The organism is Glaesserella sp. (assembly GCF_041817755.1).
Classification (GTDB): Bacteria; Pseudomonadota; Gammaproteobacteria; order Enterobacterales; family Pasteurellaceae; genus Glaesserella.
On record NZ_JBGYBX010000058.1, the window covers coordinates 1 to 13984 of the forward strand.

General features: G+C 42.8%; 16 protein-coding genes. 6 read left to right on the forward strand and 10 right to left on the reverse strand.

Translation table 11 applies throughout. The annotated features are described in order from the left end of the window. From thrS to ACEYKX_RS08935, 5 genes are all read left to right on the forward strand, one after another. A partial coding sequence (thrS, locus tag ACEYKX_RS08915; protein WP_373780707.1) for a threonine--tRNA ligase occupies positions 1–1637 on the forward strand: 1637 nt, incomplete at its 5' end. Positions 1638–1835: 198 nt separating this feature from the next. Continuing rightward, positions 1836–2375 (forward strand): translation initiation factor IF-3, encoded by a 540-nt coding sequence (infC, locus tag ACEYKX_RS08920; protein WP_373767909.1) that lies wholly within the window; start codon positions 1836–1838, stop codon positions 2373–2375. A 101-nt stretch (positions 2376–2476) separates the two neighbouring features. Next, complete coding sequence (gene rpmI / locus ACEYKX_RS08925) at positions 2477–2674, forward strand: 50S ribosomal protein L35 (protein ID WP_006249241.1); 198 nt, start codon at positions 2477–2479, stop codon at positions 2672–2674. Between the two features lie 90 nt (positions 2675–2764). Then, positions 2765–3118 carry a 50S ribosomal protein L20 gene (gene rplT, locus ACEYKX_RS08930; protein WP_005714486.1) on the forward strand — a complete coding sequence of 118 codons (354 nt, stop codon included), beginning with the start codon at positions 2765–2767 and terminating at the stop codon, positions 3116–3118. 131 nt (positions 3119–3249) lie between these two features. Further along, on the forward strand, positions 3250–3546 hold the full coding sequence (locus ACEYKX_RS08935) for a hypothetical protein (RefSeq protein WP_373767663.1): 297 nt from the start codon (positions 3250–3252) through the stop codon (positions 3544–3546). 23 nt (positions 3547–3569) lie between these two features. On the opposite strand, the gene ACEYKX_RS08940 is transcribed toward ACEYKX_RS08935, so the two are convergent. From ACEYKX_RS08940 to ACEYKX_RS08960, 5 genes are all read right to left on the reverse strand, one after another. Then, a complete protein-coding gene (locus ACEYKX_RS08940; RefSeq protein WP_373767664.1) occupies positions 3570–4703 on the reverse strand; it encodes a glycerate kinase in 1134 nt (377 codons plus the stop codon). A 14-nt stretch (positions 4704–4717) separates the two neighbouring features. After that, a complete protein-coding gene (locus tag ACEYKX_RS08945; protein WP_373767665.1) occupies positions 4718–6097 on the reverse strand; it encodes a GntP family permease in 1380 nt (459 codons plus the stop codon). A gap of 115 nt (positions 6098–6212) precedes the next feature. Beyond that, a complete protein-coding gene (locus ACEYKX_RS08950) occupies positions 6213–7316 on the reverse strand; it encodes a CdaR family transcriptional regulator (protein WP_373767666.1) in 1104 nt (367 codons plus the stop codon). An 83-nt stretch (positions 7317–7399) separates the two neighbouring features. Then, entirely contained in the window at positions 7400–8197 is a 798-nt protein-coding gene (locus tag ACEYKX_RS08955; RefSeq protein ID WP_373767667.1) for an ABC transporter ATP-binding protein, read from the reverse strand. Further along, the gene (locus ACEYKX_RS08960) at positions 8194–9129 is read right to left on the reverse strand and encodes an ABC transporter permease (RefSeq protein WP_373767668.1); all 936 of its coding nucleotides are present in this window, start codon (positions 9127–9129) and stop codon (positions 8194–8196) included. Before ACEYKX_RS08960 ends, ACEYKX_RS08955 begins: the two co-directional genes overlap by 4 nt. 182 nt (positions 9130–9311) lie before the next feature. Here ACEYKX_RS08960 and ACEYKX_RS08965 point away from each other — a divergent pair, with 182 nt between their 5' ends. Further along, a complete protein-coding gene (locus tag ACEYKX_RS08965) occupies positions 9312–9536 on the forward strand; it encodes a YgjV family protein (RefSeq protein ID WP_373767669.1) in 225 nt (74 codons plus the stop codon). 48 nt (positions 9537–9584) lie between these two features. On the opposite strand, the gene ftnA (ACEYKX_RS08970) is transcribed toward ACEYKX_RS08965, so the two are convergent. The 5 genes from ftnA (ACEYKX_RS08970) to yajC all read right to left on the reverse strand — a co-directional run bounded on the left by ftnA (ACEYKX_RS08970) (position 9585) and on the right by yajC (position 13812). Further along, entirely contained in the window at positions 9585–10082 is a 498-nt protein-coding gene (ftnA, locus tag ACEYKX_RS08970; RefSeq protein WP_373767670.1) for a non-heme ferritin, read from the reverse strand. Beyond that, a complete protein-coding gene (ftnA, locus tag ACEYKX_RS08975; protein ID WP_373767671.1) occupies positions 10082–10582 on the reverse strand; it encodes a non-heme ferritin in 501 nt (166 codons plus the stop codon). Before ftnA (ACEYKX_RS08975) ends, ftnA (ACEYKX_RS08970) begins: the two co-directional genes overlap by 1 nt. Before the next feature lie 76 nt (positions 10583–10658). Then, on the reverse strand, positions 10659–11630 hold the full coding sequence (gene secF / locus ACEYKX_RS08980; RefSeq protein ID WP_373767672.1) for a protein translocase subunit SecF: 972 nt from the start codon (positions 11628–11630) through the stop codon (positions 10659–10661). 12 nt (positions 11631–11642) lie between these two features. After that, on the reverse strand, positions 11643–13487 hold the full coding sequence (secD, locus tag ACEYKX_RS08985) for a protein translocase subunit SecD (RefSeq protein WP_373767673.1): 1845 nt from the start codon (positions 13485–13487) through the stop codon (positions 11643–11645). 31 nt (positions 13488–13518) lie between these two features. Next, entirely contained in the window at positions 13519–13812 is a 294-nt protein-coding gene (gene yajC / locus ACEYKX_RS08990; protein WP_373767674.1) for a preprotein translocase subunit YajC, read from the reverse strand. Positions 13813–13984 lie beyond the last annotated feature (172 nt).

A 13984-nucleotide genomic window follows, 5' to 3' on the forward strand; every position in this document is an offset into this window, starting at 1 on the left:
ACAACGGTTTTTACTATGACATTGATTTAGACCGCTCTTTAACACAGGAAGATCTTGATGCACTTGAAGCGCGTATGTTGGAACTGGCGAAAACCAATTACGATGTGGTGAAAAAACGTGTGAGCTGGCAGGAAGCGAGAGATACGTTTGAAAGCCGTGGCGAGTTGTACAAAATGGCGATTTTGGACGAAAATATCAGTAAAGATGATCGTCCGGCACTTTATCATCACGAAGAATATATTGATATGTGTCGTGGTCCACACGTGCCGAATATGCGTTTTTGCCATCACTTCAAATTACAAAAAGTGGCGGGCGCATACTGGCGTGGCGACAGCAAAAATAAAATGTTGCAACGTATTTACGGTACGGCGTGGGCGGATAAAAAACAACTTGCCGACTATTTACACCGTTTAGAAGAGGCGGCAAAACGTGACCACCGTAAAATCGGTAAAGCGTTAGATTTATACCATATGCAAGAAGAAGCACCGGGTATGGTGTTCTGGCACAATGACGGCTGGACGATTTTCCGTGAGCTTGAAACTTTCGTGCGTACTAAGTTAAAACAGTACGATTACCAAGAAGTGAAAGGTCCGTTTATGATGGATCGTGTGTTATGGGAAAAAACAGGTCACTGGCAAAACTATGGCGATTTAATGTTCACCACCCAATCGGAAAACCGTGAATATGCGATCAAACCGATGAACTGTCCAGGTCACATTCAGATCTTCAATCAAGGCTTAAAATCATACCGTGATTTACCGTTGCGTATGGCGGAATTTGGTTCTTGCCACCGTAACGAGCCGTCTGGTTCATTACACGGTTTAATGCGTGTGCGTGGTTTTACCCAAGATGACGCCCATATTTTCTGTATGCCAGAGCAAGTAGAAAGCGAAGTGACATCGTGCATTAAAATGGTGTATGACATTTATAGCACTTTCGGTTTTGAAAATATTCAAGTGAAGCTTTCAACTCGCCCGGCAAACAGTATCGGTACAGATGAAATGTGGAACAAAGCCGAAGCAGACTTAGCGGCTGCATTAACGGCTAATGGCTTAGCCTTTGAAATTCAAGAAGGCGAAGGTGCATTCTACGGCCCGAAAATTGAGTTTGCCTTGCGTGACTGTTTAGATCGTGAATGGCAATGCGGTACGATCCAGTTAGACTTCTTCTTACCGGAGCGTTTAAGTGCCTCTTATGTGGCGGAAGATAACGACCGTAAAACACCAGTGATGATCCACCGTGCGATTTTAGGCTCAATCGAGCGTTTCATCGGCATTATTACCGAAGAATACGCAGGCTTCTTCCCGGCGTGGTTAGCCCCAACTCAAGCGGTTGTGATGAACATTACTGACAGCCAAGCAGAATACGTTCAACAAGTGGTGAAACAACTTTCTGACGCAGGCTTGCGTGTGAAAGCGGATTTACGCAACGAAAAAGTGGGATTTAAAGTGCGTGAACACACCTTACGCCGTGTGCCATATATGCTTGTTTGCGGTGATAAAGAAATCGCCGAAGGCAAAGTCTCTGTGCGTACCCGTAAAGGTACAGATTTAGGCACGTTTAAAGTGGAAGAGTTTATCGATATCCTCAAAAAACAAGTGCGTGGACGTGAGTTGAAGTTACTAGGGGAAGAGTAGTTCTCCCTGTGAAATGTAAGGCGTAGAAAATACGCCTTACATGCATTGGACAGATATAGAAAAACTTCTTGCTCCGAGACTGAAAAATGAGTAAAATCCCGCCCGTTTTGCCTTGCTCAGGTGGGGCGTAATAAGCAACCAATCATATCTTCTGCAAGCGGTATGATCTTAAGATAAATTTACAAGAGGAATAATACTATTAAACCCGTAAAACGCGTTCAGACAAATCGCGCGCATCGCCTTAACGATGAAATTCGCGTAAAAGAAGTTCGTTTAACCGACCAAAACGGTGAACAACTTGGTATCGTATCAATTCAAGAAGCATTAGCAAAAGCGGAAGAAGTTGAGTTAGACTTAGTTGAAATTAGCCCGAATGCGGAACCGCCGGTTTGTCGTATTATGAACTATGGTAAGTTCATCTACGAAAAAGAGAAAGCTGCAAAAGAGCAGAAGAAAAAGCAGAAAGTTGTACAAGTGAAGGAAATTAAATTCCGTCCGGGTACAGACGAAGGCGACTATCAGGTAAAACTACGCAGCCTGATTCGCTTTTTGGAAGATGGCGACAAAGCCAAAATCACGGTTCGCTTCCGTGGACGTGAAATGGCTCACCAAGAAATTGGTATGGACGTGCTAGAGCGTGTTAAAAACGATTTAGCGGAAATTGCCGTAGTAGAGTCTGCTCCTGGCAAACTCGAAGGTCGCCAAGTTGTAATGGTACTGGCTCCGAAAAAGAAATAGTCCGTTACCTTAAGATGTAATTAGTGCTTCCAAGTAATATTGGCAACAATATTCGCCTGATTACTGGTTATTAACATAAACAATGCGGAGTTATTTTAACAATGCCTAAAATTAAAACAGTACGTGGTGCTGCAAAGCGTTTCAAAAAAACAGCTTCCGGCGGTTTCAAACGTAAACAATCTCACTTACGTCACATTTTGACTAAGAAAACAACTAAACGTAAACGTCAATTACGTCACAAATCAATGGTAGCGAAAGCAGACCAAGTTTTAGTCGTAGCGTGCTTACCATACGCATAAGCGTAAATGAAGTACAACGTACGATTAGTTAATTTTTAGTTTAATAATGTCAAAGCGTTAATTTACGCTTAAATAGTAGGAGATTTAATAATGGCTCGTGTAAAACGTGGTGTTATTGCAAGAGCACGCCATAAGAAAGTTCTTAAGGCTGCTAAAGGTTATTATGGTGCACGTTCACGCGTGTATCGCGTTGCTTTCCAAGCAGTAGTTAAAGCTGCACAATATGCTTACCGTGACCGTCGTCAACGTAAACGTCAATTCCGTCAATTATGGATTGCTCGTATCAATGCGGCAGCTCGTCAAAACGGTTTATCATACAGCAAATTCATCAACGGCTTGAAAAAAGCGTCTGTTGAAATCGATCGTAAGATCCTTGCTGATATCGCAGTATTTGACAAAGTGGCTTTCGCAGCATTAGTTGCTAAAGCAAAATCTGCTCTTTAATTTTAAAGAATAGATAAATGAGGACGCTTTCGAGCGTCCTTTTTTGTCGGTAAACTATGCCAAATGGCGGAGAAATTCGCTAAACAAGCGGTCAAATATGAAAGCATTTTTGCAAATTGAAGGGGAAAAGCATGAAAAAAGTCGTGTTAACGGTATTGTCCTTTATGTTAGCTGCCTGTTCTACGCCGGTACAGCAAAGTTCTATTCCGATGGATATGCAAGCCGTCGAAGAATATAAACAACGTGTGGCTTCTAGGAAAACGGTGGATTCAAACGATTCGGAAGAATGGGAGCTGAATCAAAGTGATAAACGGGCAAAAGTTGACGTTTATCATCACTATCCTCATCCTCGAATTCGCCCGCATATAGGTTATCATTATTATGGGCGTCATCATTCCGGGGTAGGAATCGGGTTCGGATATTATTAAAAATCGGGGCTCATGCCCCGATTTTATAATCCAAGTTTTATTAGTCTCGCTACATTTTCTGCAGTTGAAATTAAATTTTCTTTCCCTTGTTTGAGCAGCTCATCTAAACTACTCAACTGACGAATAATCGGGAAAACCGCATCAATACCATGTTGATAAACCACGGAATAATCTTCTCTAAGACTGCCGACAATCGCTATGACCGGTTTATCAAATTGTTTGGCAAGCCGGGCAACGCCGATAGGCGTTTTACCTGCGATAGATTGCGCATCCATTCTGCCTTCACCCGTAATTACCAAATCGGCTTGTTGAATTTCCTCGCTAAGATGAGTCGCTTCAATAATAATTTGTACCCCTGATTTGAGGATCACGTTCGGCAGTAATAATAAACCGCCTCCCATTCCGCCAGCCGCTCCCGCGCCGGCATGGTGAGCGATTTGAATCCCCAATTGTTGTTCTGTCACCTGTGCAAAATGGGTAAGCGCATGATCGAGTTGATTGACCATTGCCGGCGTTGCCCCTTTTTGCGGACCAAACACTGCGGAAGCCCCTCGCTCTCCACATAAGGGATTATTCACATCACAAGCAACCTCAATTTCCACTTGAGCTAAACGGGGATCGAGACCGCTTAGATCAATATGTGAAATCGTTGCTAATTGCGCTCCGCCAAAGCCGATCTCTTGCTGTTGAGCGTTGAGAAAACGGATACCTAAGGCTTGCAACATGCCAACGCCGCCGTCATTTGTCGCACTGCCGCCAATACCTAAGATAATTTTCTTCACACCATAATCCAACGCCGCTTTAATTAATTCACCGGTACCGTAGCTTGTGGTAATTAACGGATTGCGTTGTTCTGGGGGAACAAGATGTAAACCTGAGGCCGCCGCCATTTCAATAAAGGCGGTTTGTTTATCGCCCGATAATCCCCAAAAGGCTTCTACTTGATTTGCAAGCGGTGCGATTACCGTGGTTTTTTGCAAATTGCCTTGTGTGGCATCCACTAATGATTGAACCGTTCCTTCACCGCCGTCGGCCATCGGTACGAGCTGATACCCGGCATGTGGAAAAATACGTTCAAATCCCGTCTTAATCGCCTGCGCGACCTCTAATGCAGTCAGGCTTTCCTTAAAAGAATCGGGGGCGATAACAATATTCATGTTGACATCCTTTTTTACAACAGCACGAGCGACAAAATATAAACGGTAAGAATACCGACAATACCCATAATAAAGGTTAATGTAGTTTGAGTGCGATAGCCTTGTTGTGGTGTGAGTTTGGTAAAGTTCGTTACCACCCAATAGTAGCTGTCATTTGCATGAGAAACGCACATTGAACCTGCTGCAATCGCCATTACCGTTAACGCCGCAGCCATTTCGGTGGTAAGCCCTAATGCATTCATTAATGAATCGCCGGCATTGAACATACCCATAATAGAGGCGGTGGTAATAATTGCCACTGTGGAGCTACCTTGTGCAGTTTTAAGAATCGCTGAAATAATGAATGGGAAGAAGATTCCTGCCGCACTGATGATATGAGCATTTTCTTTGATGTAATCGACAAAACCTGCTTGAGTAATCACATTACCCAATACACCACCTGCAGCGGTGATAAATAGGATTGGACCAACAAGTTTTAACGTGTTGTTGGTTAAACCGTCAAATTCGTCCATTTTACCTGTTTTGAATAATAAAATGATTGAAAAGACAACACCAACAGCTAATGCAATAATCGGGTTACCTAAGAATTGTAATAGAATACCTAAATCTCCGCTGATACCCATAATTTTACTCACTGAGCCTAATGCCATCAGAAAAATCGGAGCAAAAATCGGGGCTAAACTTAAGAAACCGCTTGGTAATTTGCCGTACTGTTTAAGCAGCTCATCGTAGCTTTGTGCTATCACACTATCCGCTTCTTTTTCTTCATCAATAGTCACTTTTTTACCAATATATTTTGCGAAAAGGTAGCTTGCAATTAAAACAGGGATAGAGACGACCGTCCCCATTAATATCACCAGTAATAAATTTCCACCCAAGCCTACTGCACCGGCTGCAGCAATCGGGCCGGGTGTTGGTGGAATAAACACATGAGAAGTGTAAAGCCCCGCACTTAACGCCACCGCCATACCGACAGGATTGGCTAAGATCTTTTTACGAATCGCTTCACGAATCGGGTTTAACACCACAAATCCGCTATCACAGAAAACCGGAATTCCGACAACCCAACCCATTATCAGCATGGCTAATTCGGGGCGTTTTTGTCCGACGACCTTGACGACCATATCGGCAAGTTTGAGTGCAGCTCCTGTTTTTTCAAGAACGGTACCGATGATCGCACCAAAAATAATCACAATACCGATACTGCGGAAGGTACCACTAAATCCGTTACCGATAATGGTTGGAATTTGTTCAAGAGAAATACCGGCTATCAACGCTAATGCTAAGGAAATTGACATTAGGGCTAAGAAGGGGTGAACTTTGAGTTTTGCTATCATCCAAATCATCACAATAATAGCAATCGTAAAACTAATAATAAGAGAAATACCCGTCATAGAAAGCTCCGTATTATGCTTAAAATGTGAGCTTATTATTGATATTTTCGATGAAAAAAGCGTTGTTCTTTTTTACAAAAAAGCAGCCGAAAGAGACCGCTTGTATTGTGATTTTTTACAATCCTTGATAGATCATTGTGCCTAAATAAAGGATAAATTTTTCTTCTATCTTATTGAAAGATAAGGATGTTATGTGTTCAATTTTACTTAAACGGTAGCGTAAGGTATTCGGATGTACGAAGAGTTTTTGTGAGGTGTGAGAGAGATCACAATTTGATACAAAATAAATTTGTAAGGTTTTAATGAGGATCTGCTGTTCATCTTGTTCTAGCAACTTTTTGAAGCTGGAAAGTAGAATATCCGCTTGCCAAGTATGACTAAAATTTTGAAATAGGGCAGGTAATTTGACTTGATCAAATTGAATGACATGTTTTTTACTTTGAGTCTTTTCCGTATATTCTGCCGCATAGCAAGCGGTTTGATAAGAGATATGTGTTTGGGATAGGTCATTGACTTGTAATCCGACGATGGCTTTAAATTGAATCTCAGGATGCGAAAAATCGATGATTTCTTTTTTATGCTGAATTGGGGTGTCAGCGGATGATTTAAGTAATGCAATTCGATCTCGACCTATTACAGCGGTCGGTAATTTAGGATAATGATGTTCTATATAGGCTAATAGTGTTTGAAGTTTATCGGCTGTAGGATCTTGTACTTTCAGTAGAATAACCGAAAAAGATTGATGGAAAGGGATATCAAAAAACTGCGCTTGTTCGCTAATTTCTATTTGATTTAAATCGCCTTTAAGTAATTCTCTGATAAATTCTTCTTTGTAACGGCGTTGCCAACGCTCTTGTTCGAGTAAGAAAGATTGTTCCATAATCAGCTCGGCTGCCATTTTGACTAATTGAGCATATTGTCTCACTTCATTTGGATTTCCGGAAATTCCTATCACTCCAACATTAGATCCTAAGTAGCTTAACGGTAAATTAATTCCCTCTTTGGCTTCATAATTCCATAATTTAGCCAACTCATGATCAATTTCGACAATTTGATTTTTGCGTAATGTGATCACCGCTCCCGTATGTTTTTGATTAAGACGTTTCGGATCGCCGGAAGCAATAATAATCCCATTTTCATCCATAACATTCACTGAATTCGGAATAATTTGCATCGCACGTTTTACAATCATATTGGCGATATCTTTATTTAGTTTCATGTTACTCCTTGTATAACCGCATATAAAAGTCGGGAACAGCGTAATAAAAAAGACTAACCCTTTCCAGAATTAGTCTTATTATTTTAGCCTTCTAGCAATAAACCGTCATCACTCAGTTGCTCATTACGGCTCTTTTCGAATAAGCGCAATAAATCCGGTACATCCATTCGCTTACGCTCTTCTCCTGCCACATCGAAGGCAACTTGTCCTTGATGTAACATCACTGTTCTGTCACCGTAGTCGAGGGCTTGTCGCATTGAGTGGGTGACCATTAACGTGGTGAGCTTTTGTTCTCTCACGATTTTATTGGTCAATTCCAAAACGAATGCGGTGGTTTTCGGATCAAGGGCGGCGGTATGTTCATCTAATAGTAAAATGTTTGATGGTTGTAACGAAGCCATCAACAAACTGACCGCTTGTCGCTGACCGCCTGACAGGCGCCCCATTTGATCGGTGAGGCGGTTTTCCAAACCGAGTCCGAGCAGTGATAATTTTTCTTTGAACATCTCTCTTAATTGGCGGTTCAATGCAAAACCTAAGCTGCGTTTTTTACCTCGTTGATAGGCGAGAGCCATATTTTCTTCAATGGTGAGGGCTTCGCAAGTACCGATCATCGGATCTTGAAACACTCGAGCCACAAGGTGCGCACGCTGCCAGCAAGTCGTTTTGCTCACTTCTTTGTGTTGGATAAAAATTTCGCCCGAGTCAATCGGATAATCGCCGCTGATCGCATTCAGTAAGGTCGATTTTCCGGCACCGTTGCTGCCGATGACCGAGACAAACTCGCCTTCGGCAACCTTCAGGCTTAAGCCTCGTAATACAGGATTTTCAATGACCGTACCTTTATTAAAGGTGATAAATAAGTTGTTTAATTCGATCATGGTTTTCCTCGTTTAGCGAATGGTTGTTTAAATTTGGGAAGCGCTAACACCGCAACGACGAGCAAAGCGGTGATGAGGTTTAAGTCCTGAGGACCGAAGCCGATACCGTTTAAGGTGTCGTTGTTTAAGGCTAAAGCAATAAAGAAACGATAGAGAATAGAGCCGATAATCACCGCGAACGTCAGCCAAACAATCCGTTTTACCGGGAAAATCGCTTCACCGATAATGACTGCCGCTAACCCGATCACGATAGTACCGACCCCAATCGAAATATCAAATCCCCCGTTACTCTGAACATAAAGTGAGCCGGCCAGTGCAATCAGTCCGTTTGAAATTGCCATACCGAGTAGTGTCATTTTGTTAATGGCAATACCTTGCGCTTTTGCCATACGGGGATTCGTGCCTGTCGCACGAACCGCTAAACCGACTTGTGTGGCAAAGAACAGATCGAACAGTAGTTTGGCGATAATCACGACAAAAACGGCAATCAGCAGACGTACCATTGCTAATTGCACATCATCGTGGGCGGTGACGGCATCGTAAATCGTCGTTTCTCCCAGCAAAGAAACATTCGGCGATCCCATAATGCGTAAATTAATCGAATAAAGGGCGATCATCATCAAGATACTGGTCAACAGTTTTTCGATTTTAAAACCGATATGCAGACCGGCGGTGATCACGCCGGCAACCGCTCCTGCCAGCATGCCGGACAAGGTGGCAAGCCAAGGGTCGATGTGGTTTAGAATGCATAATACGCATACGCCGCCGCCAAGCGGAAAGCTACCGTCGGCAGTTAAATCGGGGAAATCAAGAATCTTGTAAGAGATCAACACGCCAAGAGCGACCAAGGCATAAATCAAGCCGAGTTCTAATGCGCCGATCCAAGTGACGTTGGTGAAATAGGTTGTTAAAAATTGCAGTAAGGTTTCCATTTGAAATACTACTTTACTAGTACAAAGTAGTCTGAGATTTTACGCTATTTCTTGTGAAAAATCAGGTCTTTTGTAAAGTTTTTTCGCGCAAACCTTTGCGTTTTAACCTCTTGCCGACAAATGAAAAAAGAGCGAGTAGAATGCAATTCATAACCATATTATCAAGCTAAAAAGAGGAAAATATGAACGGAATTGAAATCTTAGGTTATGTGGCAATGGTATTAGTTGCCGGTTCTTTTTTATTAAAAGATGTCATTAAATTGCGTATCGTCAATTCATGTGGCGCAATCTGCTTTGTCATTTACGGTTTGTTGATTGATTCATTCCCGGTAACGGGCTTGAATATTTTTGTGGTATGTGTGAATGCCTACTATATTTTGAAAGACCTCAAAGCAAGCAAAGCATAATGAGTTCATATAAGAAAACGGCACCTTAAAGTTAAGGTGCCGTTTTTTTTAATGTGAGCCGGCCAATTCGGCTAAATCTTTATCGATGTAGTATAACGCTTTGCTATCATCGCCAAGTAGAGCGAATTTATCTAAAATGGTCTTAAATAAATGCTCTTCTTCATGTTGCTCTGCAACATACCATTGTAAGAAGTTGAAGGAGGAATAGTCTTTTTGCGCAAAGGTTTCTTCCACTAATTTATTGATTTGTGCGGTCACATGTTTTTCATGCTCGTAGACAATCTCAAATAATTCTTTGAGGCTTTCATAGTCCGCTTGAGGTGCTTCGATTGCGCCGATTTCGGCTAATGCGCCGGTTTCGTTTAAATAGGTGAATAAACGACGCATATGATCCATTTCCTCTTGCGCATGCGCTTTCAAAAAGGCGGCCGCACCGGTAAAACAGTTGTTGTCCGCCCACGCCGCCATTTGAAGATAGACGTTTGAAGAGTAGAATTCGAGGTTTAACTGATCGTTTAGATGTTTGATAATATTTTCGGATAACATTATGCCGCTCCTTGATCTAAGTTTTCTAAATCTTTATCCACAAAGTAAAGTGATTTTCCGCCTTCGCCGACGAGTGTGAATTTATCGATAATTTCACTGAAAAGCTTCTCTTCTTCATGTTGCTCCGCTACATACCATTGTAAGAAGTTAAAGGTAGAGTAGTCTTTCGCTTCAAACGTCACTTCAACCAATTCGTTAATTTTGGCCGTAACATGCTTTTCGTGTTCAAGTACGATTTCGAACAAATCCTTTAAGGAATTGTACGTTTTGCACGGCGCTTCAATTTTACCGAGAATCGGTAACGCCCCGGTTTCGCTGACGTAATTGAATAGTTTTTGCATGTGTTCTAATTCTTCATCCGCATGACGAAGCAAGAACTTAGCCGCGCCTTCATAACCGTTATTGGAACACCAAGAACTCATTTGCAAGTAGGTGTTGGATGAGTAGAACTCCAGATTAATTTGTTCATTGAGCTTATCAATGATTTTCTGCTGTAACATATGCTCTCCTATGATTAAGTGAATGTGTAAGCGGTGAGTTTTGCAAAATAATGTTCAAATCTCACCGCTTGTAGATTTAGTAATCGGAAAGGGATTGCTGATCTGCGCCTTCTTTTTCGACAACCGGTTGAAGCATATGTTCGCGTTTTAAGCCAAGCTGTAATGCCACACCGATAGCGATGTAGATAGACGAATACGTACCGAAACCGATACCGATTAGCAAAGCCAATGAGAAGCTGTGAAGTGTCGGACCGCCGAGCCAGTACAAGGCAAACACCACAAACAACGTCGTAACCGAGGTCATCAAGGTACGGGAAAGTGTTTGGCTTAATGAAATGTCGATCACTTCAGTGGAATTTGCCCGACGAATTTTCGGGAAGTTTTCCCGTACGCGGTCAAATACCACGATACTGTCGTTCAGGGAGTAACCGACAACCGATAAGATTGCCGCCACAAATGTTAAATCAATCTCTATTTGCAGGAAAGAAAAGACGCCGATTGTCACCATTACATCATGGAATAGTGCGATAATCCCACCCACGGCAAGGCGCCATTCAAAGCGGATGCCGACATAGAGTAATAGCATGGCGAGTGTGGCAAGCGTACCGTAAATCGCGCCTTGCGTGAGTTCTTCCCCGACATTCGGACCGACGAATTCAATACTTTGAATGCGGGCACCTGCATCTAATTTTTGGTGGATCAGATCCATGATTTTTGTGCCTAATGTGGTATCGCCTGCTGATGCAGGTAAACGGATCATGACATCTTTTTGTCCGCCGAATGTTTGAACCAATGCACTGTGATAACCGCTTTCATCTAAGACTTCACGCACTTTGCCGAGATCGGCGGGTTGTGAGAAATTGGTTTCAATCACCGTACCGCCGGTAAAGTCCAGCCCCCAGTTAAATCCTTTCGTCGCCACTGTGAAAATACAAAATGCAGTGAGCAAGATAGAAAATGCGAAAGCAATAAAACGGTATCGCATGAAAGGGATTAATTTATAAGGCAGTTTGATTTCTGCAATATCTTTTTCTGTTTGAACAGACATGTTGTTCTCCCTTTAAATCCAAAGTTTTTTCACACGTTTGCCGCCGTAAACCCAGTTAACCAACATACGGGTCCCGGTGATGGCGGTAAACATGGAAATCATCACGCCGAGTGCCAAGGTGACGGCGAAACCTTTTACCGGACCGGTGCCGACGGCATAAAGGATCAGTGCGGTTAAGACTGTTGTTAAGTTGGAGTCGAAGATACTGGTAAATGCGCCGTTATAGCCTTCGTGAATGGCTTGTTGAATCGAGCGACCGTTGCGGATTTCTTCTTTAATCCGTTCGTAGATCAATACGTTTGCATCCACGGACATCCCAACCGCTAAGACAATCCCCGCAATCCCCGGCATAGTGAGCGTAGCGCCGATAAGTGACATTAAGCCGACCGTCAACACCAAGTTTGCCAGTAGGGCTGCGGTTGCAAACAGACCGAATACTTTATAGTAAACCACGCAGAATAAAATGGTTAAACCTAAGCCCAATAAACCGGCATCCATACCTTGAGCGACGTTATCCGCCCCCAAAGACGCGCCGATCGTACGTTCTTCAACGATCACAATCGGTGCGATTAATGCCCCTGAACGGAGAAGTACGGCAAGGTTTTGCGCTTCCGCCGCAGAGTTAATCCCGGTAATTTGGAAATTACTGCCCAAACGGGTTTGGATCGTTGCCACATTGATCACTTCTTCGTGTTTTTCCAGTACGACTTTACCGTTAGCATCCCGTTTGCCCGAATCTTTAAACTCACTGTAAAGGGTTGCCATCGGTTTTTGTACATTACTCTTCGTGATTTCCGACATGATATTGCCGCCTTCACTGTCAAGCGTAATGCTGACTTGCGGTAAACCGCGTTCATCCGTACCGGAGCTGGCATTAATAATGTGCTCTCCGCCTAAAGACGGGCGCATTTTTAAGATAACCGGCGTACCGTCACGCATATATTTTATTTCGGAACCGGCAGGGATAATGCCGCGCGTAGCCGAATCCAAATTTGCTTCTTGATTCACGATACGGAATTCAAGGGTTGCCGTCGCACCTAAGATTTCTTTTGCGCGCGCGGTATCTTGTACCCCCGGTAGTTCGACAACGATACGATCCGCACCTTGGCGTTGGATTGTCGGTTCGGATACGCCGAGTTCTTCCACCCGTTTACGTAAAATGGATAAGTTTTGTTCGATAGCGAGATCGCGTGATTCGGAAAGGCTTTGTGCCGAAGGTGTCAGTGTTACGACTGTCGATGACACGAGATTAGCATCTAATGTCGGGTGATTACGGCGAACAAAGCGAATTGCTTTATCTACGGTGTCACTGTCGGCAAATTCGATTTCCGTCGCAAAGTTATCGGTTTTTTTGAATGATTTATATTGCAATTTTTCGCGACGTAGCTCGTTACGTAAGGTGTCTTGCAACTGATCTTGCTGTTTGGTTAACGCAGTATTCATGTCCACCTCCATGAGAAAGCGAACGCCGCCGCGTAAATCCAAACCGCGTTTCATCGGTTCACCGCCAATTGATGTAAGCCACGAAGGGGTTGCCGGAGCAAGGTTTAATGCAACGGAATAATTATTACCTAAAACGTCGGCTATTTTTTCTTTGGCAGGAAGTTGTTCTTCATCTTTAGATAAACGAACCAAAATGGAACCGTTTTCCAGGTTCATGGCTTTGGGCGTAATATTTAAAGATGCCAGAGCGGATTGTACTTGAGTCAGCGTTTCTGCCGACGCTTGTTGACCACGCGTACCGGAAATTTGTACGGACGGGTCTTCACCATATAAATTTGGAAGGGCGTATAAAGCACCAATGGCGACCACAAGGATCACCATTAGATTCTTCCAAAGAGGGAAACGGTTTAACACAATAAGTCCCCTTTTTTAAGGAAAGAATAAATTAAAGAGATTTGAGTGAACCTTTTGGTAACACGGCAACCACGAAATCACGTTTGATCGTTACTTCGGTCGTATCATTCAGTGCGATCACGATATTGTCGTTATCTGCACTGACTTTGGTAATTTTGCCGATTAAACCACCGCTTGTCAGTACTTCTTCGCCTTTTGCCAAGCTCGCCAATAGTTCACGTTGTTGTTTTTGGCGTTTCGCTTGTGGACGATAGATCATGAAATAGAAGATCAAACCGAAAATAACCAAAATAAAGATCATTTCCATTCCGCTGCCTTGTTGCATAAAAGGGCTCCTTAAAAATCAATAAATTAAAAAATAAAACACGATTCTTTTCTACGAAGAGAAAAACGGGCGTTAACATAGCATAATTTCATGGATTTAACGAGAAGAAATTCAGTCCAAAAGCGGTATTCGCTCGTTTTAACAAGTAAATCGTGGAATTTGTATAACCTCG

What these genes read in the sequence shown, in the direction of transcription:
- ACEYKX_RS08950 (WP_373767666.1), bottom strand. Translation starts at nt 7,316, where the DNA reads ATGAAACTAAATAAAGATATCGCCAATATGATTGTAAAACGTGCGATG.
- ACEYKX_RS08960 (WP_373767668.1), bottom strand. Translation starts at nt 9,129, where the DNA reads ATGGAAACCTTACTGCAATTTTTAACAACCTATTTCACCAACGTCACT.
- secF (WP_373767672.1), bottom strand. Translation starts at nt 11,630, where the DNA reads ATGTCTGTTCAAACAGAAAAAGATATTGCAGAAATCAAACTGCCTTAT.
- yajC (WP_373767674.1), bottom strand. Translation starts at nt 13,812, where the DNA reads ATGCAACAAGGCAGCGGAATGGAAATGATCTTTATTTTGGTTATTTTC.
- rpmI (WP_006249241.1), top strand. Translation starts at nt 2,477, where the DNA reads ATGCCTAAAATTAAAACAGTACGTGGTGCTGCAAAGCGTTTCAAAAAA.
- ACEYKX_RS08945 (WP_373767665.1), bottom strand. Translation starts at nt 6,097, where the DNA reads ATGACGGGTATTTCTCTTATTATTAGTTTTACGATTGCTATTATTGTG.
- ACEYKX_RS08965 (WP_373767669.1), top strand. Translation starts at nt 9,312, where the DNA reads ATGAACGGAATTGAAATCTTAGGTTATGTGGCAATGGTATTAGTTGCC.
- ftnA (WP_373767671.1), bottom strand. Translation starts at nt 10,582, where the DNA reads ATGTTACAGCAGAAAATCATTGATAAGCTCAATGAACAAATTAATCTG.
- rplT (WP_005714486.1), top strand. Translation starts at nt 2,765, where the DNA reads ATGGCTCGTGTAAAACGTGGTGTTATTGCAAGAGCACGCCATAAGAAA.
- ftnA (WP_373767670.1), bottom strand. Translation starts at nt 10,082, where the DNA reads ATGTTATCCGAAAATATTATCAAACATCTAAACGATCAGTTAAACCTC.
- ACEYKX_RS08955 (WP_373767667.1), bottom strand. Translation starts at nt 8,197, where the DNA reads ATGATCGAATTAAACAACTTATTTATCACCTTTAATAAAGGTACGGTC.
- ACEYKX_RS08940 (WP_373767664.1), bottom strand. Translation starts at nt 4,703, where the DNA reads ATGAATATTGTTATCGCCCCCGATTCTTTTAAGGAAAGCCTGACTGCA.
- ACEYKX_RS08935 (WP_373767663.1), top strand. Translation starts at nt 3,250, where the DNA reads ATGAAAAAAGTCGTGTTAACGGTATTGTCCTTTATGTTAGCTGCCTGT.